23 protein-coding genes are annotated in these 25,716 nt (G+C 65.0%); 14 read left to right on the plus strand and 9 right to left on the minus strand.

Features of this window, described 5'->3' with window-relative positions; translation table 11 throughout:
- Nucleotides 1–52 precede the first annotated feature (52 nt).
- On the plus strand, nt 53–868 hold the full coding sequence (locus BMI87_RS13050; protein ID WP_078522046.1) for a DUF805 domain-containing protein: 816 nt from the start codon (nt 53–55) through the stop codon (nt 866–868).
- An 18-nt stretch (nt 869–886) separates the two neighbouring features.
- On the opposite strand, the gene BMI87_RS13055 is transcribed toward BMI87_RS13050, so the two are convergent.
- The 3 genes from BMI87_RS13055 to BMI87_RS13065 form a co-directional block, all read right to left on the minus strand.
- Nucleotides 887–1,699: a glutamate racemase gene (locus BMI87_RS13055; protein ID WP_078522047.1), complete on the minus strand. Its 813-nt coding sequence runs from the start codon at nt 1,697–1,699 to the stop codon at nt 887–889.
- Between the two features lie 40 nt (nt 1,700–1,739).
- A complete protein-coding gene (locus BMI87_RS13060; protein ID WP_146681598.1) occupies nt 1,740–2,642 on the minus strand; it encodes a lysophospholipid acyltransferase family protein in 903 nt (300 codons plus the stop codon).
- Nucleotides 2,643–2,719: 77 nt separating this feature from the next.
- The gene (locus BMI87_RS13065) at nt 2,720–6,130 is read right to left on the minus strand and encodes an indolepyruvate ferredoxin oxidoreductase family protein (RefSeq protein WP_078522048.1); all 3,411 of its coding nucleotides are present in this window, start codon (nt 6,128–6,130) and stop codon (nt 2,720–2,722) included.
- A 157-nt stretch (nt 6,131–6,287) separates the two neighbouring features.
- Here BMI87_RS13065 and BMI87_RS13070 point away from each other — a divergent pair, with 157 nt between their 5' ends.
- The 6 genes from BMI87_RS13070 (at nt 6,288) to grxD (ending at nt 12,334) form a co-directional block, all read left to right on the plus strand.
- The gene (locus tag BMI87_RS13070) at nt 6,288–7,190 is read left to right on the plus strand and encodes a LysR family transcriptional regulator (protein WP_078522049.1); all 903 of its coding nucleotides are present in this window, start codon (nt 6,288–6,290) and stop codon (nt 7,188–7,190) included.
- Nucleotides 7,191–7,616: 426 nt separating this feature from the next.
- Nucleotides 7,617–8,213 carry a hypothetical protein gene (locus tag BMI87_RS13075; RefSeq protein WP_078522050.1) on the plus strand — a complete coding sequence of 199 codons (597 nt, stop codon included), beginning with the start codon at nt 7,617–7,619 and terminating at the stop codon, nt 8,211–8,213.
- A gap of 141 nt (nt 8,214–8,354) precedes the next feature.
- A complete protein-coding gene (gene purL / locus BMI87_RS13080) occupies nt 8,355–10,517 on the plus strand; it encodes a phosphoribosylformylglycinamidine synthase subunit PurL (protein WP_078522051.1) in 2,163 nt (720 codons plus the stop codon).
- A 101-nt stretch (nt 10,518–10,618) separates the two neighbouring features.
- Complete coding sequence (locus BMI87_RS13085) at nt 10,619–11,611, plus strand: FUSC family protein (protein WP_168175214.1); 993 nt, start codon at nt 10,619–10,621, stop codon at nt 11,609–11,611.
- Nucleotides 11,612–11,689: 78 nt separating this feature from the next.
- Nucleotides 11,690–11,932: a BolA/IbaG family iron-sulfur metabolism protein gene (locus BMI87_RS13090; RefSeq protein ID WP_075775791.1), complete on the plus strand. Its 243-nt coding sequence runs from the start codon at nt 11,690–11,692 to the stop codon at nt 11,930–11,932.
- A gap of 42 nt (nt 11,933–11,974) precedes the next feature.
- Nucleotides 11,975–12,334: a Grx4 family monothiol glutaredoxin gene (gene grxD / locus BMI87_RS13095; RefSeq protein WP_078522053.1), complete on the plus strand. Its 360-nt coding sequence runs from the start codon at nt 11,975–11,977 to the stop codon at nt 12,332–12,334.
- A gap of 105 nt (nt 12,335–12,439) precedes the next feature.
- Here grxD and BMI87_RS13100 read toward each other — a convergent pair whose 3' ends face one another.
- From BMI87_RS13100 to BMI87_RS13110, 3 genes are all read right to left on the minus strand, one after another.
- Nucleotides 12,440–13,063: a DUF1523 family protein gene (locus tag BMI87_RS13100; RefSeq protein ID WP_078522054.1), complete on the minus strand. Its 624-nt coding sequence runs from the start codon at nt 13,061–13,063 to the stop codon at nt 12,440–12,442.
- 7 nt (nt 13,064–13,070) lie between these two features.
- Nucleotides 13,071–13,349 carry a hypothetical protein gene (locus BMI87_RS13105; protein ID WP_146681599.1) on the minus strand — a complete coding sequence of 93 codons (279 nt, stop codon included), beginning with the start codon at nt 13,347–13,349 and terminating at the stop codon, nt 13,071–13,073.
- A 61-nt stretch (nt 13,350–13,410) separates the two neighbouring features.
- Nucleotides 13,411–13,719: a hypothetical protein gene (locus tag BMI87_RS13110; protein ID WP_078522055.1), complete on the minus strand. Its 309-nt coding sequence runs from the start codon at nt 13,717–13,719 to the stop codon at nt 13,411–13,413.
- 116 nt (nt 13,720–13,835) lie between these two features.
- Here BMI87_RS13110 and BMI87_RS13115 point away from each other — a divergent pair, with 116 nt between their 5' ends.
- Nucleotides 13,836–15,116: an acetylornithine deacetylase/succinyl-diaminopimelate desuccinylase family protein gene (locus BMI87_RS13115; protein WP_078522056.1), complete on the plus strand. Its 1,281-nt coding sequence runs from the start codon at nt 13,836–13,838 to the stop codon at nt 15,114–15,116.
- A gap of 139 nt (nt 15,117–15,255) precedes the next feature.
- Here the strand turns inward: BMI87_RS13115 and panC are convergent, their stop codons facing one another.
- The 3 genes from panC to BMI87_RS13130 all read right to left on the minus strand — a co-directional run bounded on the left by panC (nt 15,256) and on the right by BMI87_RS13130 (nt 18,041).
- The gene (panC, locus tag BMI87_RS13120; protein WP_078522057.1) at nt 15,256–16,095 is read right to left on the minus strand and encodes a pantoate--beta-alanine ligase; all 840 of its coding nucleotides are present in this window, start codon (nt 16,093–16,095) and stop codon (nt 15,256–15,258) included.
- The gene (gene panB, locus BMI87_RS13125; protein ID WP_078522058.1) at nt 16,092–16,916 is read right to left on the minus strand and encodes a 3-methyl-2-oxobutanoate hydroxymethyltransferase; all 825 of its coding nucleotides are present in this window, start codon (nt 16,914–16,916) and stop codon (nt 16,092–16,094) included. The genes panC and panB overlap by 4 nt, the downstream gene beginning before the upstream one ends.
- Nucleotides 16,917–17,108: 192 nt before the next feature.
- Complete coding sequence (locus BMI87_RS13130; protein WP_338113658.1) at nt 17,109–18,041, minus strand: L,D-transpeptidase; 933 nt, start codon at nt 18,039–18,041, stop codon at nt 17,109–17,111.
- Between the two features lie 199 nt (nt 18,042–18,240).
- Between BMI87_RS13130 and BMI87_RS13135 the strand changes: the two genes are divergently transcribed.
- The 6 genes from BMI87_RS13135 to BMI87_RS13160 all read left to right on the plus strand — a co-directional run bounded on the left by BMI87_RS13135 (nt 18,241) and on the right by BMI87_RS13160 (nt 25,698).
- Nucleotides 18,241–19,686 (plus strand): aldehyde dehydrogenase family protein, encoded by a 1,446-nt coding sequence (locus tag BMI87_RS13135; protein ID WP_078522059.1) that lies wholly within the window; start codon nt 18,241–18,243, stop codon nt 19,684–19,686.
- A 174-nt stretch (nt 19,687–19,860) separates the two neighbouring features.
- Complete coding sequence (locus tag BMI87_RS13140) at nt 19,861–20,601, plus strand: SDR family oxidoreductase (protein ID WP_078522060.1); 741 nt, start codon at nt 19,861–19,863, stop codon at nt 20,599–20,601.
- A 63-nt stretch (nt 20,602–20,664) separates the two neighbouring features.
- The gene (locus tag BMI87_RS13145; RefSeq protein WP_078522061.1) at nt 20,665–21,657 is read left to right on the plus strand and encodes a P1 family peptidase; all 993 of its coding nucleotides are present in this window, start codon (nt 20,665–20,667) and stop codon (nt 21,655–21,657) included.
- Between the two features lie 51 nt (nt 21,658–21,708).
- Nucleotides 21,709–23,187 (plus strand): NAD-dependent succinate-semialdehyde dehydrogenase, encoded by a 1,479-nt coding sequence (locus BMI87_RS13150; RefSeq protein ID WP_078522062.1) that lies wholly within the window; start codon nt 21,709–21,711, stop codon nt 23,185–23,187.
- Between the two features lie 112 nt (nt 23,188–23,299).
- Nucleotides 23,300–24,703 (plus strand): YcjX family protein, encoded by a 1,404-nt coding sequence (locus BMI87_RS22770; protein WP_078522063.1) that lies wholly within the window; start codon nt 23,300–23,302, stop codon nt 24,701–24,703.
- The gene (locus BMI87_RS13160) at nt 24,700–25,698 is read left to right on the plus strand and encodes a YcjF family protein (protein ID WP_232621692.1); all 999 of its coding nucleotides are present in this window, start codon (nt 24,700–24,702) and stop codon (nt 25,696–25,698) included. Before BMI87_RS22770 ends, BMI87_RS13160 begins: the two co-directional genes overlap by 4 nt.
- Nucleotides 25,699–25,716 lie beyond the last annotated feature (18 nt).

A 25,716-nucleotide genomic window follows, 5' to 3' on the forward strand; every position in this document is an offset into this window, starting at 1 on the left:
AAATAAACTCCGTGTGAACCGGAGTGACGTCCGACAGTGAACGAGGCAGGCCGTGGCAGAGCAGTGGTATTACGCCGATGGGAAAGATCCCGTCGGTCCGTTCCCCGCAGAACATATGACGGATATGGTGCGGGCAGGTCGTATCAAGCCCGAAACGATGGTTTGGCAAGACGGAATGGAAGGATGGGAGCCTGCGGGCGATCACTTCTTCCGGCGAGCCCCGGAAACTGCGGCCACGGGCGCCGACCCGCATAGCGGCGCGACGAATTACGCGGCCCGCATTGCGCAGCGCCATCAGCAGGAGGGCAAGCTCTCCTCCGCCGATCCCCGCGCCTATGCCGATGCCTCGATCGAACGCGAGCGCGCGAAGCGCGGGATTGGCTCGGACGGGATGTATGCCGGGGCGCCTTCGCGCGGCTTCTTCGAGGCGATCAAGGTCTGCTTCCGGAAATACGTGACCTTCAAAGGTCGGGCGAGCCGGTCGGAATATTGGTGGTTCGTGCTGTTCGTGACGCTGGCGGGGTTCGCGGGCGGCTTTGCGGAGGCATCGATGGGTCAGGACGGGGCCGCAATCAGCGCGGTGATCTCCATCGCGACCTTCCTGCCCTCGGTCTCGGTAACGGTGCGCCGGCTACATGACACCAACCGCTCTGGCTGGTGGTTCGGGCTTTATATCCTGATGAGCTTCTTGGGCGGCTTCGTGATCGCCTTCCTCGCCATCTCCTCGGGCATCCGAGACCCGGACGCCATTTTCGCGTCGATGGGGATGCTGACGATGCTCTGGGCCATTGTGATGCTGGTTTGGGGCATCATGCTCTTCGTCTTCATGCTGCTCAGGGGCACATACGGCGAAAACCGTTTCGGCTGACCCCTGAGGCGTGGCGGCTCAGGCCGCTTCGAACCGGATCGCGTAGCGCAGGAATTGCGTCGCGTGGCTCGACACCGAGGCTGGATCGCCGGTTGTCAGGAATTTCGATTCCGTGCCCGCACCTCTGAATTCGGGGCGACGCTCAAGGTAATCCGCGAGGCTCTCGGCCACCAGATTGGCCTGGCTGTAGACGTCCACGCTCGGGCCCAGCGCTTCCTGGAAGGTCTTCTGCATCAGCGGGTAATGGGTGCAGCCGAGGATCGCGGCCTCGGGCTTCGGCATCCGACGCTTGAGCGCCTCGACATGGGATTTCACCAGCGCTTCGGCGAGAATTTCGTCGCCGGTCTCGATCGCATCGACCACGCCGCCGCAGGGCTGCGCCTCGACATCGACGCCAATCGCGCGGAAGGCCAGTTCGCGCTGGAACGCGCGGCTCGCCACCGTCGCGGGCGTTGCAAACAGCGCCACATGTTTCACCGCCACTTCGCGCGGCGGGGAGTTGTCGCCCCATTTGCGTTCGGTCAGCGCCTCGATCATCGGCACGAAGACGCCCAGTACGCGTTTGCCTTCGGGGATCCACGTCTCCTGCATCCGCTTCAGCGCAGCGGCAGAGGCCGTGTTACAGGCGAGGATCACCAGATCGCAGCCCTCGTCCCACAGACGCTCGACGCCCGCGCAGGTCAGTTTGAAGATGTCATCGGCATCGCGCACCCCGTAAGGCGCATGGGCGTTATCGCCATAATAGCAAAAGGCCATGTCCGGCAGCCGCTTGGCGCAGGCATCATAGACCGTCAGCCCGCCCAGACCTGAATCGAAAACGCCTACTGCCATGCTCGCGCCCCTCGCCCGTCCGGGCCGCAACAGGCGCCGGTCAGTTTCTATATTTCGCCTCGAACTCGAAGCCATAGCCGTAAGACTTCAAGGGAGTCGGCGACAAGTCATACGTCGCACGGCGCAGGAAATCCATCATCTGTTTCGGGCTCTCACGCAGCACTGCGAGATCGGCCTGCGGGATCGGCTCACCGACGCAGAGTCGCACCGGCCGATTGGCGTGGCGTTTGAACTCGCGGATCATCAGCCCCATGCGCAGGCTGTAATGCAGATGGCTCGCCAGCTGGAACAGGCGGCTGTTATGGCCCTCGAAGAAGACCGGCACCACGGTCGCGTCGGATTTCGCGATCATCTTGGCGGTGAAATTGCGCCAGCCCGGATCCATCGGCGCACCGAAGGGCTTGGCGGCGGTCGAGACCGTGCCGCCTGGAAACACCCCGATCGCGCCGCCATCGCCGAGGTAGCGCAGGGCGTCCGAACGGGTGCGCAGATTGGCCTTCATGGCGTCTTTGGTTTCGGAGAAATCCACCGGCAGGATGATGCGGTCGATCTCTTCGGCACGCTTGAAGACGTTATGCGCGAGGATGCGAAAGTCGCCGCGAATGCGCGACAGCAGCAGCCCCATGATCAGCCCGTCGAGAATGCCGTAAGGGTGGTTGGCGATCAGCACCAGCGGCCCGGTCTGCGGGATATTGGCCAGCGCGCCGCGGGTCACGTCGATCTGCAGCCCGTAGCGCTCGGCCATCACCTGCCAGAAATCCGCTCCTTGCGCGATGTCGTGCTCGTAGCCGCGGGCACGTTTGATCAGACCGATCCGCCCGGTCGCGTTCTCCATCGCGCGGATCAGAACCCGCGCGCCTTTCGAGCGCGCGGACCATGCGTAGGAAATTTCCTGCGTAGCGTGGCGGACAGGCGTCCGGGGGGCCATCGGGGTGGCGGTCATCTCGAACCTCCGCAACATGGGCTGGCTTCACTCTGCCAGCGCCATGTCACGAAGGTACGACACTCAGATGACAGCCCTCACTCGGCGGCCATTTTCTGCGGAGTACCGCCTGCGCGGAAAGCGGCGAGCAATTCCTCGCGCCGCTTCGCCGCCATTTGCTCGGCCTGTGCCTTGACCGGGCCGAAGCCCCGGATGGTCAGCGGCAGCTCGGCCAGTTCGCGCGCGATCTCCATCGTTTCCGGCGTGACCTTGGGCAGCACTTCGGCCATGTCGGCCTCGTATTGCTTGATCAGCGCCCGCTCCATCTTGCGCTCGGCGGCATAACCGAAGGGATCGAACGGCGTGCCGCGCAGCCCCTTGAGCTTCGCCAGAAGACGGAAGTTGCGCTCCATGCCGGGGCCGAATTCGCGCTTCTTCGGGCGACCGTCCGAGCCTTCCTTGGACAGGATCGGCGGGGCGAGATGGAAGTGCATCTCGAAATCACCCTCGAACTCGGCCCGCGCCTTCTCTGCCGTGGACAGATGCAGCCGCGCGACCTCGTATTCGTCCTTATAGGCCAAGAGCTTGTGATAGCCCTTCGCGACCGCTTCACGCAGCTCCGACGGCACCTCGTCCACCAGTTTGCGGAAACGCTTCGCGAGACGCGCATTCTGGTAATCGACGAGGTGCGAAGCCCGGAACTCGACCGGATCGACCGGGGCCTTCACGACCTCCGCCGCCATCGCCTTCGCGGCTTCCGCCGGATAGGCCATAGCCCAGCGCCCCAGATCGAAGGCGCGCTTGTTCTCGGCGGGTTTGGCACCGTTAAGCTCGATCGCCTCGAAGATCGCCTCGAGGGTCAGCGGCACGAAGCCTTGCTGCCACGCAGCCCCCAGAACGACCATGTTCGAGTAGATCGAGTCGCCCAGCATCTGCCGCGCCAGTTCCGACGTATCGGCAAAGGCCACGCGGTCCTTCAGCCGCGCCTCGAGGCTCAGCCGAAGCTGTTCGCCCGGCAGGCGGAAGTCGCGGTTGCGGGTGAACTCGCCGGTGACGATCTCGTGGCTGTTGATGACGGCGCCGGTGCGGCCCGTCGTCATCAGCCCCAGCGTCTTGGCACCGGCGGAGACCACCAGATCGCCCCCGATCACGCAATCGGCCTCGCCCACGGCGACGCGAATCGCCGAGATATCCTCGGGCTTGTTCGCGATGCGCAGGTGGATATGCACCGCCCCGCCCTTCTGAGCGAGACCGGCCATCTCCATCATGCCCGCGCCCTTGCCGTCGATATGAGCGGCCATGGCGAGCACCGCGCCGATGGTCACGACGCCCGTGCCGCCGACGCCGGTGATCACCACGTTATGGGTGCCGTCGATCGCGGGCAGCGTGGGCTCGGGCAGGTCCGGCAGGTCGAGCGCCTGCGCCTCGGCCTTCTTCACCTTCGCCCCGTGCAGCGTCACAAAGCTCGGGCAGAACCCGTCGAGGCAACGGAAGTCCTTGTTGCAGGACGACTGGTCGATCGCGCGTTTGGTGCCCAGCTCGGTCTCCTCCGGCACGATGGAAACGCAGTTCGACTGCACCCCGCAATCGCCACAGCCTTCGCAGACATCCGTGTTGATGAAGACGCGCTTGTCCGGGTCGGGAAACTTGCCGCGCTTGCGGCGGCGGCGCTTCTCGGCGGCGCAGGTCTGGACATAGATCAGCGCCGAGACGCCTTTCGTCTTCGCCAGACGCTTCTGCACGGCCATCAATTCGGCCCGTTCGACCTTCTCGACGCCTGCGGGGAAGGTGGACAGGTCCAGCTCTTCCTTCTCGTCATAGACCACCACGACCGGCTTCACGCCCATCGCCACGATCTCAGACGCGATCTGCTGCGCGGTCAGCCCGCCCTCGTTCTCCTGCCCGCCGGTCATCGCGACCGCATCGTTGAACAGGATCTTGTAAGTGATGTTGGTACCGGCTGCCAAAGCCGCCCGGATTGCCTGTGCGCCGGAGTGGTTGTAGGTGCCGTCACCGAGGTTCTGGAACATATGCTCGCGCGTGGAGAACGGGGCCTCGCCGACCCAGTTCACACCCTCGCCGCCCATATGGGTGAAGCCTTCGGTGTTCCGGCCCATCCACTGCACCATGTAGTGGCAGCCGATCCCGGCATAGGCGCGCTCGCCCTCGGGCACCTTGGTCGAGCTGTTATGCGGGCAGCCCGAGCAATACCACGGCGTGCGGGTCGCGATCTCGGGCGCGTTGTCGGCGCGTTGGGCGGCTTCGATCTTCTCGATACCCGCCTTGATCGCATCCGTGCCGCGGCCCTCTTCGATGAAGATGTCGCCGAGCTTGCGCGCGATCATCACCGGGTCGAGCGCGTAGCGCGTCGGGAACAGCTCCACCTGACGGCCATTTTCCCAGGTGTCGCCCTTGTGCCAGCCATAGACGCGGCGGCCACGACGGTCGTCGAAGATCGCCTCTTTGACCTGCACCTCGATCAGCTTGCGCTTTTCCTCGACGACGATGATCAGCTCCAGCCCCTCGGCCCATTCATGGAACGAGGTCATGTCGAGCGGGAAGGTCTGGCCGATCTTGTAGGTCGTGATGCCGAGCCGTTCGGCCTCCGCCTCGTCGATCCCCAGAAGCGAGAGCGCATGGGTCAGGTCGAGCCAGTTCTTGCCCGCCGCCACCAGACCGATCTTCGCCCCGGGCTTGCCCCAGACGCGATTGTCGATGCGGTTCGCGCGGGCGAATGCCTCGGCCGCGTAACGTTTGAAGTCGATCATACGCGCTTCTTGAGCCACCGGCGTATCGCCGAGACGGATGTTCAGCCCGCCTTCGGGCATCTTGAAGTCGGGTATCACGAATTGTTGACGGAAGGGGTCGCCGTCGACGACTGCCGTCGCCTCGACCGTATCCTTCATCGTTTTCAGACCCACCCAGACCCCGGCGAAGCGGCTCAGCGCATAGCCGTAAAGCCCGAAATCGAGGATTTCCTGAACGCCTGCGGGCGACAGGACCGGCATATAGGCATCGACCATCGCCCAGTCGGACTGATGCAGCACGGTCGAGGATTCGCCGGTGTGATCGTCGCCCATCGCCATCAGGACGCCGCCATGTTTCGACGTGCCCGCCATATTGGCGTGGCGCATCACATCGCCAGAGCGATCGACGCCCGGTCCTTTCCCGTACCAGAGGCCGAAAACGCCGTCATACTTGCCTTCGCCGCGCAATTCCGCCTGCTGCGAACCCCACAGCGCGGTGGCCGCGAGGTCTTCGTTCAGGCCCGGCTCGAAGCGGACATCGCTCTCTTCCAGCACGGTCTTGGCGCGCGCCATCTGCAAATCGACAGCGCCGAGCGGCGAACCGCGATAGCCTGTCACATAGCCGGCCGTATGCAGTCCCGCCGCCTTGTCGCGCGCGGCCTGAGCGAGAACGAGACGCACCAAAGCCTGCGTCCCGTTCAGCAAAACCGGAGATTTCGTAAGGTCGAACCGATCCGCTAGGGATATTTCTTGCCTTCCCATTAAGCACCTCCCCTTGCTAACTGGGCATGGAGACATGGTAGGTCATAATATCTGACCTAGAAAGCGGAAAATTGTTACTTAGCGGTTTCGTAAATCCTCGACATTAATGTAAAGAAACTTGCGCGGAACAGCAGATGATAAAGCGAAAGTGACCTTGATGGATTGGGACAAGCTCAGAATCTTCCACGCAGTGGCCGATGCAGGGTCTTTGACTCATGCCGGCGACGCACTGCATCTGTCTCAATCTGCCGTGAGCAGACAGATCCGGGCGCTCGAAGAGGCCCTCGGAACGACTCTTTTTCACCGTCACGCCCGCGGACTGATTCTCACCGAGCAGGGCGAATTGCTGTTCGAGGCCACCTCGTCGATGGCGAAAAAGCTCGACAGCGCCTCCGCACGCATTCGTGACAGCGAAGAAGAAGTGTTCGGCGAGCTGCGCGTGACCACCACGACGGGCTTCGGCACGCTGTGGCTCGCGCCGCGCCTGACGAAGCTCTACGAGAAGTATCCCGATCTGAAGATCGACCTCATGCTGGAGGAGCGGGTTCTCGACCTGCCGATGCGCGAGGCCGATGTCGCCGTGCGCATGAAAGAGCCCGCGCAGGCCGACCTGATCCGCAAGCGCCTGCTGAACATCCGGATGCGGCTCTACGCGACCTCCGAGTATCTCGCGAAATGGGGTTCGCCCGAAAAGATCGAGGATCTGCGCAAGCATCGCCTGATCTGCCAGACCCCGCGCACCCCGCAGGTGCAGGCGGGCGCGCAGCTCGCGCGGCAGGTTCTGGCCTTCGATCAAAGCTCGACGCTGACGGTGAACAACTACTTCGGCGTGCTGCAGGCGGTGCTGAACCATATCGGGATCGGCATCCTGCCCGACTACCTGACCGCCGACTTCAACGATCTGCAGCGGGTGCTGCCCGATCTGGAATCGGTCGAGATTCCGATCTTCCTCGCCTACCCCGAAGAGCTGCGCTCTTCGCGCCGTGTGACTGCCTTCCGCGACTTCATTCAGGAAGAGATCACCAACTATCGGCGCTTCCAGGCGGGCGATTCAACCTAGGGTTGCACCGCGACTTTACCGCAACGCATACCGGCCATGATGCGTCCGCAGCATGTTTTCCCTTGATGCGTTAACAAACTGCCCATAAATGAGGCTCAGAAGGGTTGGCCGTGCCGAAAGGCGCAGCACCTTCTACCTCCCTGTTGGACTTTGGCCGAGCTTTGCTCGGCCTTTTTTTTGTCCAACGCCCAGATGCGGCTTTCACGCAGGGCGCGAGAGCCTCTCCCAACAGCCCAGACCTCACGAAATTTCACGCACTCGCGACCGAACAAACCCCGCTCTACGCGCAACTATCCCCTTAGGTTCATTTAAAATTCCACGATCTCGTTCACAAAAATTTCAGTGAACTTTCGGCAGTTCAGCCCGTTCCTTTCCCGACGCCAGCAACGGCGCAGCACTTGAGTAACCAGTTGAAAGGATACTGTTATGACTACCGCGAAAAACATCTTTGCCGCTTCGACCGCTCTTCTTGGCGCGATGACCATCGCAGGCTCGGCTTCGGCCCTCGACCTGTCGAAAGTGCCCTCCACGAACAATGGTGACGGCCAGTATTACGGCATCGCCGACTATCGCGTTGGCGCGGTGCCGGGTCAGGAAACCTCGACGGGCACGCCGCCCGCGGTGACCTCCTCGAACACCTTCGAGTCGACCGACCAGTACGGCATCACCGACGTGAAGACCGGCACCGCGATGTTCGACAGCACCTCGATGGGGGAGGAAATGATCCCCGCGGAGCGCCAGCTGACCGACGAAGCCGGCATCACGGGCATGAAGACCGCCGCCAATGCCGAAGACAAGGCGATGAGCGTCGATGGCAACATCATCGGCATGATCGAGAAGGTCGAGGCGAATGACGGCTACGACACCGTCTATATCCGCACCTCGCCGAAGCTCGACACCACCGTGTCGCTGTTCAAGATCAACGTGCCGAAAGGCGCAGCGGCCAATGGTCAGGTCAAACTCGGCTGGACCGTGTCGGAACTGCTGACCAATCTCGAGACGCAGGTGGACATGCGCTCGTAATCCGGGCGACACCTGATACGCGCTTTTACGACGCGGGGCCTTCGGGCCTCGCGTTTTTTCTTTCCGCAACGTCCGGCCTCTCTTTTCCCCCTGCACATATTCGCCTAATAGGGGCGGCAAAGCCGATGCCGGAGGATCCTCATGAACGAGCCGCAGATCACGCCTGATCTCATCGCAGCCCATGGCCTGAAACCCGACGAGTACGACCGGATCCTCGAGATCATCGGACGCGAGCCGACATTCACCGAGCTCGGGATCTTCTCGGCGATGTGGAACGAGCACTGCTCCTACAAGTCGTCGAAGAAATGGCTGCGCACGCTGCACACCGAGGGCGATCAGGTCATCTGCGGTCCGGGCGAGAACGCGGGCGTCGTCGATATCGGCGACGGGCAGGCCGTGGTCTTCAAGATGGAGAGCCACAACCACCCCTCCTATATCGAACCGCACCAGGGCGCCGCGACCGGCGTGGGCGGCATCCTGCGCGACGTGTTCACCATGGGCGCACGCCCGGTGGCCGCGATGGACAGCCTGAGCTTCGGCATGCCCGACCATCCCAAGACCTCCCATGTCGTGAAAGGTGTGGTCGAGGGCGTGGGCAGCTACGGCAACTGCTTCGGCGTGCCGAATGTGGGCGGCGAAGTGCGCTTCCACCCCTCATATAACGGCAACTGCCTCGTGAACGCTTTCGCGGCGGGCCTCGCGGATGCCGACAAGATCTTCTACTCCGCCGCCTCCGGCATCGGCATGCCGGTCGTCTATCTGGGTGCCAAGACGGGCCGCGACGGCGTCGGCGGCGCGACCATGGCCTCGGCCGAGTTCGACGACACGATCGAAGAGAAGCGCCCCACCGTTCAGGTCGGCGACCCCTTCACCGAGAAATGCCTGATGGAAGCCTGTCTCGAACTGATGCAGACCGGCGCGGTGATCTCGATTCAGGACATGGGGGCCGCGGGCCTCACCTGTTCGGCGGTCGAGATGGGCGACAAGGGCGGGCTGGGCGTGAAGCTCAACCTCAATGCGGTGCCGCAGCGCGAAGCCGCGATGACCGCCTATGAGATGATGCTGTCGGAGAGCCAGGAGCGGATGCTCATGGTCCTCAACCCCGAGAAGGAAGACATCGCACGCGAGATCTTCGTGAAATGGGATCTCGACTTCGCCATCGTCGGCGAGACTATCGCGGAAGACCGCTTCCTGATCATGCATGGCAACGAGGTGAAAGCCGACGTTCCGCTGTCGAAACTGTCCTCGGAAGCCCCCGAATACGATCGTCCGTGGGTGGAAACGCCCATCGCGACCGCTGGCGAGGCACTGCCCGAGATCGGTGCGATCGATGCGCTCAAGGCGCTGATCGGCTCGCCGAACTACGCGCATAAGTCCTGGGTCTACGAGCAATACGACACGCAGGTGATGGGCGACACGGTGCGCCGTCCGGGTCTCGGCGCGGGCGTCGTGCGCGTGCACGGCACCGACAAGGCGCTGGCCTTCACCGCCGATGTGACCCCGCGCTACGTCAAGGCGAACCCCTTTGAGGGCGGCAAGCAAGCGGTGGCCGAAGCCTATCGCAACCTGACCGCCGTGGGCGCCAAGCCGCTGGCCTCCACCGACAACCTGAACTTCGGCAATCCCGAGAAGCCCGAGATCATGGGCCAGTTCGTGGGCGCCATCAAAGGCATCGACGCCGCCGTGCGCGCGCTCGACATGCCGATCGTGTCGGGCAACGTCTCGCTTTACAACGAAACCGACGGCACCGGCATCCTGCCCACGCCGACCATCGGCGCGGTCGGTCTGCTGAGCTCGCTCGACGAGCTGATCGCGGGCCTGCCGACGGCGGGCGACGTGGCGATGGTGATTGGCGAGACCAAGGGGCACCTCGATCAATCCGCGCTGGCATTTGAAGCCTTCGGGCTCGAGTCGGGCGACGCGCCCGAGGTCGATCTCGACGTCGAGAAACGCAATGGCGAATTCCTGCGTGAGAACCGCGCGCTGGTCAAAGGCGCGAGCGATCTGTCGGATGGGGGCCTCGCGCTTGCCGCTTTCGAGATGGCGGAAGAGGCCGGTCTGGGTGTCACGCTCGAGGCTAACGACATCGCGACGCTCTTCGGCGAGGATCAGGGCCGCTACCTCGTGGCCTGCTCCTTCGATCAGGCCGAGGCGCTGATGGTGGCCGCCCGCAAGGCCGAGGTTCCCCTCTACACCGTCGGCCGCTTCGGTGGCGACACGGTCGGTTTCGGTTCGGACAGCGCCCCGCTGGAGGAGCTGTCGGCCCTCTATCGCAGCGCGTTCAAAGCAGCGATCGACGCCTGAGTTCTGTGATCTGACGCAGGGCGGACATGCGCGCCGGGCGGTTCCTGACCGCCCGCGCACAAGCTAATGTCGCGGCGATCCACCGATTTCAGGTTCCCGCTTTGACCAGTTCCACCCTCGCCTATGCCGCCCGGCTGTTCCTCGCCGCGACGCTTGCCCTGACTGCCGCCCGGTTACTGGGCCTGACCAATATCTATTGGGCGGCCATGCCCGTCTGGGTGGTGATCCAGCCGCATCGCGAAGACATGGCCCTGCGCGCGGTGCTGCGGGTCGCCGGCACCTTGGTCGGCGCCGGTATCGGGATCGCCGCTCTGACATGGCTGCTGGTGCCGGGAATCGCACTGACCGTGGCACTCACGGCGGCCGTCGGCGTCGGCATCGCCTATCGGATCGGGACGCACTGGGCCTATGGCTTCACGCTGATGGCGATCACGATCGGCGTGGTGGTGATGCCCGCGCTGGGGATGGGGGCGGATGCAATTCCGCTCGCGCTCGACCGGGTCGCCTGCACGCTTCTGGGCGTCATCTCGGTGACGGCGGTGAACTGGCTCTTCACGCCGGCGCGTCGCGCACCGATGCCGCCGCGCCCGAACCCGCATTTCGTCCAGCAGCTTTGGCTGCGCATGGCGGCGGTGGCGGTGCTCACGGGCGGGGCCACGCTGATCGACGCCCATTTCACCCATCCCGCCGCAACGGCTGCCGCGCTTTCGGTGATCGTCTTCTCCTCGGTGCTGGGCTCGATGCCGAATCCCCGCCCCGCCGTGCGCTTTCTCGTTCCTGGTGTCGCGCTTGGCGTGCTCGCCGCGGTCGCCTATCGCGGGCTCACGCATCTGTCGGACGGCGATCAGACCGAGCTTCTGATCCTCGCCTTCGCCTTCATCGCGGGCGGTGCGCTGCTGCGCGCCCATCCTCGCACCACGCTGATGGGGATCGACATCAACATGTGCTTCCTGCTCGCCGGAGAAGTTGGCGCGCCGGGCCATTCCCTGCCGGTGACGGCCGCCGGAGCCGCCGCGATGTTCATCGGCAGCGTGGTCATCGCGACGCTCATGTTTTTCCTGTCGCGATTGCACCCGCCAGCGGCCACCGCATAGGTCCGCGCCCCCGCGCATCCCCTTGCAGCCAGCCGCCGCGCCACTTAAGTTTGCGGCAAAGGACGAGGAGCCCTATTTATGGCAATGGAAGCCCATGACATCGAAGCCCTGATCCGGGCCGAATTCCCCGATGCCAAGATCACGATCACCGATCTCGCCGGGGACGGGAATCATTGGGCGGCGGAGGTCATCGACGAGAGCTTCCGTGGCAAGAACCGCGTCCAGCAACAGCGCGCGGTCTATGCCGCGCTCAAAGGGGCGATGGACGGGCCGAACGGGGTGCTGCACGCGCTCGCTTTGACCACCAAAGCGCCCGAATGATTTCACACACGTCTCCAAGCGGGACGGAGAAAGGATTTAGCGATGAACGCGCAAGACCAAATCGCCCAGCAAATCTCAGAGAATGATGTCGTTCTCTTCATGAAGGGCACCAAGGACATGCCGCAATGCGGGTTTTCGAGCCGCGTCGCCGGCGTGCTCAACTTCATGGGCGTGACCTACAAGGACGTCAACGTGCTCGCGGATCAGGACATCCGTCAGGGCATCAAGGACTATTCGGACTGGCCGACCATCCCGCAGCTCTACGTCAAAGGCGAGTTCGTCGGCGGCTGCGACATCATCACCGAGATGACCCTCTCGGGCGAGCTGGACCAGCTGTTCGAGACCAAGGGCGTGAGCTTCAACAAGGACGCCGCCGAGCAGATCCGCGCCGCCAACGCCTAAGCGCAGATCACCTGATTATCGAAAGCCCCGCCTTCCAGTGGCGGGGCTTTTGCGTTTCAGCGTCGGTCTGAGTTGGGCGCGGCCTGCCGGCCTTGCACCCGCGTCTCACTTGCGCCCGATGAAGCGGTCGAACCAGCCCTTCGCGCCCTCTTCGGCATCGTCCCAGGCCTCGCTCGCATCCTCGAATAGCGGATCGATCGAGCGTTGGCGGAACTGCCGCCACATCGCCCGGATCGTCAGCAAGACAATCACCAGCAGCGTCAGGATGATGATGCTGCCCCAGGGAATTATCCGCGTATCCGGCCCCGGCACAACCTTCAGTCCGACCGCATTGGGGTAGATCGTCAGCCAGCGCGACCGCCAGCCGTAGCGCGTCACCGACACCCAGATCGGATCGGCCGAGGTCGAGATCAGCGACTCCGCCTGTGCCTGCAGGTCCGAGCTGTCGAGCTTGAAATAGGGCGGCCAGCCCCAGCCGGTGTCCTCGTTGCGGAAGACCAGCGTCTTGCCGTTCGGGCGCACCGTGTTGATGAAGCGCACGTCGCGGCTGGTCGCACTCGCGGTGCCGACGTCGGGCGCCGCCCAGAAGATCGAGTTCTCGCCGAAATCGACGCGGCGCACCTCGGTGCCGACGATCCGCACGATGTCGTGGCGCGGCAGGTTGTAATGCAGGAACACCGCCACGAAGCCGATCACGACCAGCCAGAAGCCCCATTTCACGTAACGCATCGGATTCTCACCTGTAATTCATCAGATAGATAATGAGCCCCACCACGACGATCGGCAGGACATAGACCAGCCAGATCAGCTTACGCAGCAGGCTTTTCTCATAGTCCCGCATCCCGGCCTCGACGAAGGTATCGCGCGTGGTCTCGGCCCGGGCTTCGGCGGCGGCCTCGTTCCAATCCTCTTCCAGCGCCTCGCGCCGGACCGACCGGGCATAGAGACGCACCAGCCAGAACAGAATCGTCAGCACGATCAGCCCGAAGATCGCCAGTCGAATGAAGGCCAGCATCGCGCGCCCTCCTTGCCCCTCGCTGTCGCAAGCCTAGGCCGCGGCGGCGCGGTTGACCAGATCAGCCCTTCCGGCGCGCCATGCCGATCCGGATCAGCTTGATCACGATGGCCGAAGCCGCGACCGGGATCAGCGCGAGCACATAGGTCGCGGCGAACATCTGGCGCGGCACATAGCCGTTCGAGCAGCTCGCCGTGTCGGAGAAGAAATGCAGCACGAAGCCCGCACCGCAGGCGGTGCCGGTCATGTAGAAAGCGGGCACGATCATCGCGACGGGTACCAGCGCCAAAAGCTTCGCCCAGTCGTATTTCGACAGCCACCCTCCGACCGCAATGCAAAGCACGAGCGCGAAGGCCAAGAACAGGTTCATCCGGTCCCTCCGTAGGAATTTGCACCGCAATAGCGCGCGCGGGGGCCAAAAGCCATGTGTTTTCAAACCTTGCGTTTTCGCTTGGCCAGCGGCGGCGCCCGGCGCTAGCCTTGGGTATGGACCTCGCCACTCGCCTGAAATCCGCCATCGACGCGCGCCGCGACGAACTGATTGCGCTGACGCAGGCACTGATCCGTATCCCGACGCTGAACCCGCCGGGGCGCAATTACCGCGAAATCTGCGATTTTCTCGCCGCCTATCTCTCCGAACGCGGTTTCACGACCGAACTGATCCGCGCCGATGGCGCGCCCGGCGACAGCGAGACCTATCCGCGCTGGAACCTCGTCGCCCGCATCGAGGGCGCGCGCCCCGGCGACTGCGTGCATTTCAACTCCCATCACGACGTGGTCGAGATCGGCCATGGCTGGACCCGCGATCCGTTCGGGGCCGAGATCGACGGAGACCGCATCTACGGGCGCGGCGCCTGCGACATGAAAGGCGGGCTCGCGGCCTCGGTGATCGCGGCGGAAGCCTTCCTCGACACCTGCCCCGATTTCGCGGGCAGCATCGAGATTTCCGCCACTGCCGACGAGGAATCGGGCGGCTATGGCGGTGTGGCCTATCTGGCCGAGCAGGGCCGCTTCGATCCCGCCCGCGTGCAGCATGTCATCATCCCCGAGCCGCTGCACAAGGACCAGATCTGCCTCGGTCACCGCGGCGTCTGGTGGGCCGAGGTTGAGACCCATGGCCGTATCGCACATGGCTCGATGCCTTTCCTCGGCGACAGCGCGATCCGCCATATGAGCGCCGTTCTGACCGAGATGGAGGAGACGCTCTACCCGCTCCTTCTGGGCAAGCAGACCGAGATGCCCGTGATCCCCGAAGGCGCGCGGGCCTCGACGCTGAACGTCAATTCGATCCATGGCGGCGCACCGGAGGAGGGGGCCGATTACACCGGCCTGCCCACGCCCTGCGTCGCCGATCGCTGCCGCATCGTGATCGACCGGCGCTTTCTGATCGAGGAAGACCTCGCAGAGGTGAAGGCCGAGATCATCGACCTGATGGAGCGCGTGAAAGTCCAGCGTCCGAGCTTCCGCTATGAAATCCGCGACATGTTCGAGGTGCAGCCCACGATGACCGACAAGGGCGCGCCGATCGTGCGCTCCACCGCCGCGGCGATCGAGGCGGTGCTGGGCCGCGAGGCGGCTTATGTAGTCTCGCCCGGCACCTATGACCAGAAACATATCGACCGGATCGGGCGGCTGCAGAATTGCATCGCCTACGGGCCGGGCCTTCTGGAGCTCGCCCATCAGCCCGACGAATGGGTCGGTATCGAGGATATGGCCGACAGCGCGAAGGTCATGGCGCTGGTTCTGGCAGAACTGCTGGGTCCCTAGGGGCGCTGCCCCTCGACGCGTTCCGCGCCTCATCCCGGGATATTTGGACCAAGGGGAAGGAGCATTCCCTTCCCCTTCGTTCTTGTCGAAAATATCCCGGGGGGCGACGCAGTCGCGGGGGCAGCGCCCCCTCACGACCTCAGACTGCGATATTGTCGATCAGCCGCACATCGCCGAGCCAGATCGCGACGAGCATCCGCGCGGGTTGCGACAAGTCCGTCGCGGGTTTCAGCCCGTCGACCGTGCGCAGTTCGAGATAATCGAGCGCGCCGAAGCCCGCGTCTTTCAGCTCGGTTTTCGCATCGTTGAGCGCCCCCTCGACCGGCACGCCGTCGCGGATCTTCGCGGCCGCTTCCTGCATCACCGTATGAAGGCGCGGCGCCAATTTGCGCTCAGCTTCCGTCAGCCGCACATTGCGCGAGGACATTGCCAGACCGTCCTCTTCGCGGATGGTCGGGCAACCGATGATGCGGATCGGCATGTTGAGATCGCGGGTGAGTTGCTGGACCACCTGCAATTGCTGCCAGTCCTTCTCGCCGAAGAACGCGCGCCCTGCCTGCGTCATGCCGAAGAGCTTCGAGCAGACCGTCGCCACGCCATCGAAATGGCCGGGCCGGAACGCGCCTTCCAGCGGCTCGGTGATGCCCGCGACGGACACGGTGGTGGCGAAGCCGTCGGGATAGACCTCGTCCACGCCCGGCGCAAAGAGCACATCGACCCCTTCCGCTTCCAGAAGCGCCAGATCCTGTGCCTCGTCGCGCGGGTATTTGTCGAGATCGGAGGCGTTGTTGAACTGCATCGGGTTCACGAAGACCGTCACGATCACGCGGTCCGACTGCTTGCGCGCGGCGCGAGCGAGGCTGAGGTGGCCGTCATGCAGCGCGCCCATCGTCGGCACCACGCCGACCAGCATCCCCGAGCGTTTCCACGCCGCCACCTTGTCGCGCAGTTCAGCGGCCTTGCGGATCACCTGCGTCATTTCTTCACCTCGTCGGCGAAGCTGTGCTCGGCTGCCGGGAAGCTGCGGTCGCGCACTTCGGCTGCGTAATTGGCGACGGCGGCTTCGGCTTCCTGACCGAGCTGGCCGAAGCGCTTGACGAATTTCGGTTTGAAATCGGTGAAGAGGCCCAGCATGTCATCGACCACCAGCACCTGCCCGTCGCAGCCCGCGCCCGCGCCGATCCCGACGGTGGGGATAGCGACCATCGCGGTGATCTCGTCGGCCAGCCCCTGCGGCACTTTCTCCAGCACCACCGAGAAGGCGCCCGCGTCGGCGACCGCTTTCGCATCCTTTACCAGACGCGCCCGGCTGTCGCCGCGGCCCTGCACCTTGTAGCCGCCCAACGTGTTCACCGATTGCGGGGTCAGCCCGATATGGGCCTGCACCGGGATACCGCGCGCGGTCAGAAAGGCGATGGTCTCGGCCATATGCGCCCCACCTTCGAGCTTCACCGCCCCCGCGCCGGTCTCGGCCATCAGACGCGACGCATTGCGGAACGCCTGCGCCGGGCTTTCCTCATACGACCCGAACGGCATGTCGATCACCATCAGCGCATTCGAGAGGCCGCGTGCGACCGCCTGGCCGTGGAGGATCATCATCTCCATCGTCACGCCCAGCGTTGAGGGCAGCCCGTGGAGCACCATGCCCACCGAGTCGCCGACCAGCACGAGATCGCAATGGCTGTCGACCAGCTTCGCAATCGGCGTGGTGTAGGCGGTCAGGCAAACGATCGGCGCGCCGCCCTTCATCGCGAGAATATCTGCGGGCATTTTCTGCCGCGTGGTTCCGGTGACGCTCATGGCATCCTCCTGATCTGCTTGCGCGCGAGTCCTAGCGTCACCCGGCCCGCAAGGAAAGACGTGAACGCGCAAACGCTGCGGCATCGGGGCGCGTATCGCGCGATTTGGCGCGGTTCTGAAGAGGCCGCAGCGCAAGAAAAACGGCGCGAGGTTGCCCCCGCGCCGTGAGTGTCATCTCGAAAATCGGCTCGATCAGTTGGTGGTATCGACGCAGGTGCCGGTGCCGGAATAGCCGCAATCGACGGTGGAGCTGGCAGTCTCGCCCGAGCCGCCGACCTCTTGGGCCATCGCAACCGACGCCTGATGCTGCTCTTCCTCGACCTTCTGCTGATCGGGGATCTGGCCGGCTTTCCACGCGGCCTCGTCCTCGTTGATCGCCACCTGATTATAGGCGGAGACCACATAGCCCGAATGCAGCTGCACGACCGGACCTTCCATCTCGAGGCTCTCGGCGCGGCTGCGCACCTTCACCGGCGTGCCCTTCGGTACTTTCGCGAACAGGTCGATGATGTCCTGATTGAACAGACGGATACAGCCAGCCGAGGTCGCACGCCCGATCGAGGACGGATCCATCGTGCCGTGGATGCGGTAATAGGTATCCCGATTACCCTGGTAGAGATAGAGCGCACGCGCCCCCAGCGGGTTGTCCAGACCACCCGGCAGACCGTCTTTCAGCGGCCCGTAGAGGTCGGGATCTTCCTGGATCATGTTCTGCGTCGGCGTCCAGCTCGGATATTCCTGCTTGCGCTTGATCGTGGCATCGCCCGAGAAGGTCTTGCCGTCGCGACCGACTGCGACGCCGTAGCGCTCTGCCTTGCCCGGCGCGGTGATGTAGTAGAGGAAACGCGCATAGGGATCGACGACGATCGTCCCGACAGCCTCGGGCCCGTGATAGGGCACGACCTGGCGGCGGTTCCGCTCCACCAGATATTTCGGACTGATCGCCGGGATGGTTTTCCCGTCATCTTCGCGCGCCTGATATTCGGCGGGCACGGCCTTCGTCGACTGGGTCGGTTGCGCATAGCGCTGTTCCGGCGCACTCGCGCAGGCAGCCAAGATGCCAGCCAGCCCGAAGAGCATGGCCGGGCGGATTGCGCGTTTGAGCGTCGAATAACTCGCGGTCACTTGCAATTTTCCTGTCTCTTTTTCCGGTGGGCCTTCGGCCCGGTTCCGTCATTCAAGGGGCTAGATAGGGGAAAGTTCCCTCCACTCACACTCACATGAATGTGATCAGCCTCACCCCGGCAGATTCCTGCCCTCTTGATTTTCCGCGCGCGCGCGCCGAGCGTGCTGCGAAATCGCGTGACAAGAGGAGGTGCCGCGCATGAATTTGCCGCTTTGGTTCGACCCCGAGGAGATGTTGATCGGAGGCGTCTGGCGCAAGCTCGATGCGCGACTTTCCGTGGAATGCCCCTCGGATGGGCGCGAGATGGCGCAGATCGCCCGGGGCGGCAAGCCGGAGATCGACGCGGCGGTCGAGGCCGCACAGGCGGCGCTTGCGGGCGACTGGGGACAGCTAAGTGCGGCAGAGCGCGGGCGGCTCCTGCTGAAGATGTCCGGGCTCGTGCTGGCCCATGCCGAGGATCTGGCCGTGATCGAGGCGCTCGATGTCGGCAAACCGCTGACGCAGGCGCGTGCCGATGTGGCGGCACTGGCGCGTTATCTGGAATTCTACGGCGGGGCCGCGGACAAGGTGATGGGCGAGACGATCCCCTATCTCAACGGCTACACCGCCTACACGCTGCGCGAGCCGCATGGCGTGACTGCACATATCGTGCCGTGGAACTACCCGATGCAGATCATTGGACGCTCGGTCGCAGCGGCGCTGGCGATGGGCAACGCGGCGGTCGTGAAACCTGCCGAGGAAGCCTCGCTCACCGCGCTGGCCTTCGGGCGGATCGCGCAAGAAGCGGGGATGCCGGCCGGTGCGCTCAATATCGTGCCGGGTCTGGGCGAAGAAGCCGGAGCCGCGCTCTCGGCCCATCCCGGCATCCAGCATATCTCCTTCACCGGATCGGTCGCGGTCGGCCAGCACATTCAGGCCGCCGCCGCAGTGAATGCCGTGCCCGTCACGCTGGAGCTTGGCGGCAAATCCCCGCAGCTCGTCTTCGACGATGCCGATCTCGACCGCGCGCTGCCCTTCCTCGTGAACGCAGGCATCCAGAACGCCGGGCAGACCTGCTCGGCCTCGTCGCGCATCCTCGTGCAGCGCTCGCGCTATGACGAAGTGCTGGAGAAAATGGCCGCGCGCTATCGCGGCCTGACGGCGGGGCCCGCGCTTGGCGATCACGACCTCGGCCCGCTGATCTCGGGGCGGCAGAAAGAGATCGTCGAGGGCTATCTGGCGCTCGCCTCCGACCTCACTATCGCGGCGCAAGGCCGGATCGCCGAGGATGTCCCCGCAGGCGGTCATTACGTCGCGCCGACCCTGATCGGCGGTGGTCACGGCGCGCATCGGCTCGCGCAGGAGGAAATCTTCGGCCCGGCGCAGATCGTCATTCCCTTCGAGGACGAGGAAGAGGCCGTCGCCATCGCGAACGGCACAGAATACGGGCTCGTCGCCTCGGTCTGGTCGGAGAATGGCGGGCGGACGATGCGGCTCGCCCGTCGCCTCCGCGCAGGACAGGTCTTCCTGAACAATTACGGCGCGGGCGGAGGCGTGGAGCTTCCCTTCGGCGGCATCGGCAAATCCGGGCACGGGCGCGAGAAAGGGTTCGAGGCGCTCTACGGCTTCTCCACCCTGAAAACCATCGCCGCCTGGCATGGCTGAGGGTTTCGGCTTGGCGGAAATATCCCGGGGGTGAGGCGGGATCAGCGGCCTTCCAGTGGAAGGACGCCCCGACGAACGCCCGAAGCGCAAGCGAAGGGCCGGCAGACCGGGGGGCAGAGCCCCCTTGCACCCGATGTGTCCTGCGACAACAGTAGGCCCCGAGGAGGAGCACCGATGAGACTGGAAGGCAAAAGCGCGATCGTCACCGGCGCGGGCTCGGGCTTCGGCGCGGGGATCGCGCGCCGCTTCGCCGCCGAGGGTGCGCGGGTTCTGGTCGCAGATCTCAACGCCGAGGCCGCGCAGGCCATCGCCGACGAGATCGGCGGCGTGGCCTGCACCGTGGATGTCAGCCGCGATGCGGATGTCGCCGCACTGGCGCAGACGGCGCGCGAGGCGTTCGGGCAGATCGACATTCTGGTGAACAATGCAGGGACCACCCATCTGCCGAAGCCGATGGAGGAGGTGACCGAGGAGGAGTTCGACCGCGTCCTCACCGTGAACGCGAAATCGGTCTACCTAACGGCGCGCCATATCGTGCCGGGAATGAAAGCGCGAGGTGCGGGCGCGATCCTGAACGTGGCCTCGACCGCCGGCGTCAGCCCGCGACCGAACCTGAGCTGGTACAATGCCTCGAAGGGCTGGATGATCACCGCGACCCGCGCGATGGCGGTGGAGCTTGCGCCCTCCGGGGTCCGCGTCAACGCGATCAACCCTGTCGCCGGAGAGACCCCGCTTCTGAAAAGCTTCATGGGCGAGGACACGCCGGAGATCCGCGCGAAGTTTCTCTCGACCATCCCGCTGGGGCGGTTCTCGACGCCCGAGGACATGGCGAATGCGGCGCTGTTCCTCTGCTCGGACGAGGCGAGCATGATCACCGGCGTCGCGATGGAGGTCGATGGCGGGCGCTGTATCTGAACGCAGGGCATTGAGTTGGGGGCGTTGCCCCCAAACCCCCAGGATATTTGGACCAAGAGGAAGATGAAGGCAGGGCCGAACAATCTGATCACCGATATCGCCGGGCTGCGCGTGGGCAATGCCGAGGATGCCGGCCTGCGCTCGGGTGTGAGCGTGCTGCTGGGCGAGCGCCCCTTCACGGCGGCGGTGCAGGTGATGGGCGGCGCGCCGGGAACGCGGGAGACCGATCTTCTCGCGCCGGACAAGCTGGTGCAGGAGGTCGATGCGCTCGTGCTCTCGGGCGGCTCGGCCTTTGGGCTCGGCGCCTGCGATGGGGTGATGGCGGGGCTGCGCGCGCAAGGGCGCGGGTTCGCGGTGGGCGATCAGCGCGTGCCGATCGTACCCGGTGCGATCCTGTTCGATCTGCTCAACGGCGGCGACAAGAGTTGGACCGAGACGCCCTATCCCGGGCTTGGGCGCGCGGCGCTTGAGGCGGCCACAGAGCGGTTCGAGATCGGCAGCGCCGGGGCGGGCTTTGGCGCGATGACCGGGACCTTCAAAGGCGGGCTTGGCTCGGCTTCGGCGGTGTTAGAGAGCGGCTTCACGGTGGGCGCGCTGGTGGCTGTGAATGCGCTCGGCTCGGTGACCGTCGGCGAGGGGCCGCATTTCTGGGCCGCGCCGTGGGAGATCGCAAGCGAGTTCGGCGGTTTCGGCCCTGCGCCCCAGCATGATCCGAGCGCGATGCCCGAACCGATGAAACGTCAGGGCGAAGCCACCACCATCGCCATCGTGGCGACCGATGCCGTCCTCACCCAAGCGCAGGCGCAACGCATGGCCACGGCGGCCCATGACGGCATGGCGCGCGCCATCGTGCCGTCGCATACACCGCTCGACGGCGATCTGATCTTCGCTGCCGCGACCGGCGAGAAGCCCTTGGCCGATCCGGTCCGCGACCCGTTCCAGCTTGGCCATGCGGCGTCTTGCGTGCTTGCCCGCGCCATCGCCCGCGCCATCTATGAAGCCAAAGAACACCCCGGCGATCTGCAGCCCTGCTGGCGCAGCCGTTACGGAACATAAAAAAGCCCGGCGCATTGACCGGACGACCCATCCAGCCCTTCGGAGGACATCATGCTCGACGACAAGACCGACCTCAAATCCATCCTAAAGGATCCCTCGCTTCTGGTGACCAAGGCCCTCGTCGCGGGCGAATGGGTCGATGCCGATGACGGCACCACCTTCGACGTGACCAACCCCGCGCGGGGTGACGTGATCTGCACCGTGCCCGATCTGGGCCGCGCCGAAACCGCCCGCGCCATCGCCGCCGCCGACGAGGCGATGAAGGACTGGGCCGCGCGCACCGGCAAGGAACGCGCGCAGATCATGCGCAAATGGTACGACCTGATGATGGAGAACCAGGACGATCTCGGCGCGATCCTCACCGCCGAGATGGGTAAGCCGCTCGCCGAGGCGAAGGGCGAGATCGCCTATGGCGCAGGCTTCATCGAGTGGTTCGGCGAAGAGGCCAAGCGGGTCTATGGCGAGACGATCCCGGGCCACCAGCGCGACAAGCGGATCACCGTGATCAAGCAGCCGATCGGGGTCGCAGCCTCGATCACGCCGTGGAACTTCCCCAACGCGATGATCGCGCGTAAGGCGGGCCCGGCGCTCGCGGTGGGCTGCGGTTTCGTCTGCCGCCCGGCCTCTGAGACGCCGCTCTCGGCGCTGGCGATGGCGGTGCTGGGCGAACGGGCGGGCCTGCCCAAAGGCATTCTCTCGGTCATCACCTCCGCGAAAGCCTCCGATATCGGCAAGGAATTCTGCGAGAACCACAGCGTGCGCAAGCTGACCTTCACCGGCTCGACCGAGGTGGGCCGCATCCTGCTGCGTCAGGCGGCGGATCAGGTGATGAAATGCTCGATGGAACTGGGCGGCAACGCGCCCTTCATCGTGTTCGACGACGCCGATCTCGACGCCGCGGTCGAAGGCGCAATGGCGTCGAAATTCCGCAATAACGGTCAGACCTGCGTCTGCGCCAACCGCATCTATGTCCAGTCCGGGGTCTATGACGCCTTCGCCGAGAAGCTGGCCAAGGCCGTCAACGCCCTCAAGGTGGGCGACGGCCTCGAGGAAGGCGTCGAGGCCGGCCCGCTGATCAACGAGGACGCGGTCAAGAAAGTGCAGGAGCATATTCAGGACGTGCTCGACCATGGCGGCTCGATCGTCACCGGCGGCGAACGTCACGAAATGGGCGGCACCTTCTTCCAACCGACCGTGCTGACCGGGGTCACGCAGGAGGCCAAGGTCTCGCATGAGGAAACCTTCGGCCCCGTCGCCCCGCTCTTCAAGTTCGAGACCGAGCAGGAAGCGATCGCCAAGGCCAATGACACGATCTTCGGCCTTGCGAGCTATTTCTACGCCCGCGACGTGGGGCGCATCACCCGCGTGCAGGAAGGCCTGGAATACGGGATCGTCGGCGTGAATACCGGCCTGATCTCGACCGAGCTCGCCCCGTTCGGCGGCGTGAAGCAGTCGGGTCTGGGCCGCGAGGGTTCGCATCACGGGATCGAGGATTACCTTGAGATGAAATATATCTGCCTGTCGGTCTGAGGCCGATCCAGAGCCGATAATTATGTAGAGGGCGGTCCGCGTGTCCGCCCTCTCTTTCCTTAACACTCTCCGCTGCTTATCTTGTCCGTGAACGAGAGTGAGGGGCCGAGCTTTGGGCATTTCCGACATTGCGGACGGGATCACGCGCGGGATCGAGGGCATGGGCCATTCGGTCTCGGAGGCGCTGTTCGAACCGGTGATCCGGCTCGGCGTGACGGGGCTGTCGCGCGCGGGCAAGACCGTGTTCATCACCTCGCTGGTCGCGAACCTTCTGGATCGCGGGCGGATGCCTGCGCTGGGGGCCGCGTCGGATATCACCGCCGCCTATCTGCAGCCGCAGCCCGACGACACGGTGCCACGCTTCGACTATGAGAGCCACCTTGCCGCCCTGACCGGGCCTTCGCCGCATTGGCCCGAGGGCACACGCGCCGTCTCGGAGCTGCGGCTGTCCTTCCGCATCCAGCCGCGCGGAATGCTGGGCGCGGTGCGCGGGCCGCGCGTCGTGCATCTCGACATCGTGGATTATCCCGGCGAGTGGCTGCTCGACCTCGGGCTGATGGACAAAAGCTATGCCGAATGGTCGGCGGAGGCGCTGGCGCGTCTTCCGAACCGCCCGCAAGGCGCGGAGTATCTGGCGCAATCCGAGGCGGCCGATGGCACGGCCGAATTCACCGAGCCGCAGGCCAAGGCGCTGGCGGCAGGCTTCACCCGATACCTCACTGAGGCGCGCGATGCGGGCTTCTCCGACTGCACACCGGGGCGCTTCCTGCTGCCCGGCGAGATGGCCGGATCGCCTGCGCTAACCTTCGCGCCGCTGCCTGCGGGCGATGCCCCGCGCGGCTCGCTCCGGCGCGAGATGGAGCGCCGCTACGACGCCTATAAGCGTGAGGTCGTGCGCCCCTTCTTCCGCGACCATTTCGCCAAGATCGACCGGCAGGTGGTGCTGGTCGATGTGCTGGGCGCGATCCATTCGGGGCCCGCCGCGCTCGACGATCTGCGTCAGGCGATGGCGGATATTCTGGCGGCCTTCCGTCCGGGACGCGCGAGCTGGCTGACCTCGCTGATCGGCGGCAAGCGGGTGGAGAAAATCCTCTTCGCCGCCACCAAGGCCGACCACCTGCACCACACCCAACACGCCCGCCTGACCGCGATCACAGGCGCGCTGCTGCGTGAGGCCAAGGATCGGGCCGATTTCGCAGGCGCGAAGACTCTCGCGCTGTCGATCGCGGCGCTGCGCAGCACCACGGAGGAAACCCTCTCGCATGACGGGGCGGAGTTGCAGGCCGTGCGCGGGCGGCTGGAGAGCGGCAAATCGGTCGCGCTTTATCCCGGCGAATTACCCGCCGACCCGGCGCAGCTTCTCTCGCCCGCGGCGCAAGGGGCCTCCGCATGGCTCGACGAGGATTATTCGATCATGAACTTCGCCCCGGCCCCGGTGATCCTGCGACCCGGCGAAGGCCCGCCGCATATCCGGCTCGACCGCGCGGCCGATTTCCTGATCGGGGACAAGCTATGAAAAAACCGGTGATGATCGAGATCGAGGACGCGCCCTCGCCTGCCGAGGCCGCGCCGATCGAGGATATGCCGAGCGCGACCGAGGAACGGCTGGAGGGCCGCGCCATGCAGATCGCGACCCGGCTGGGGGCGCGGCGCACCTCGCCCATCGTGCGCTTCTTCTGGCGCGCGAGCGTGGCGTTGGTGGGTTTCCTGATCTCGGTGGCGCTCTGGCGTTTCATCGACGGGCTGTTCGCCACCCATCCCATCCTAGGCTGGATCGGCACCGCGCTGGTCGCGGCCTTCGCGCTTGGCGCGCTGCTGATCACGGGCCGCGAGATCGCCGCCTTCTCGCGGCTGGCGCGGCTCGACAAGGTCCATAAGGAAGTCTCGGAAGCGCTGAGCGAAGATGATCTGAGCCGCGCGCGCAAGGTGACGGCCCATGTCTCGGGCCTCTATGCCGCGCGGCCCGAGATGGATTGGGCGCGCAAGCGGCTGGCCGAGCAAACGGGCGAGGTGCTCGACACCGACACGCTGATGGGGCTGGCGGAAACTGAACTGATGGGCCCGCTTGACGCCGCCGCCCGGCTGGAGATCGAGGCCGCCGCGCGCACCGTGGCCACCGTCACTGCTATCGTTCCATTGGCGCTGGCCGACGTCTTCACCGCGCTCACCGCGAACCTGCGGATGATCCGGCGCATCGCGGAAATCTATGGCGGGCGCTCGGGCACGCTCGGCTCGATCCGGCTGGCGCGCACGGTGATGACCCATCTCGTCGCGACCGGTGCTGTGGCGGCGGGCGACGATCTGATCGAGACCGTCACCGGCGGTCATCTGGTGTCGAAACTCTCGCGCCGGTTCGGCGAAGGCGTCATCAACGGAGCACTGACCGCGCGCGTCGGCATCGCCGCACTGGAAGTCTGCCGCCCGATGCCCTTCCGCAAGTTGCAAAAGCCCCGCGTGACCAATCTGATCGGCCGGTCGCTTACCGGGGTCTTCGGCAAGAAAGAGGACTGAGCCTCTTCCTCTTGGCTG

Source organism: Thioclava sp. F28-4, from assembly GCF_002020045.1.
In the GTDB taxonomy this organism is placed as follows: domain Bacteria; phylum Pseudomonadota; class Alphaproteobacteria; order Rhodobacterales; family Rhodobacteraceae; genus Thioclava; species Thioclava sediminum.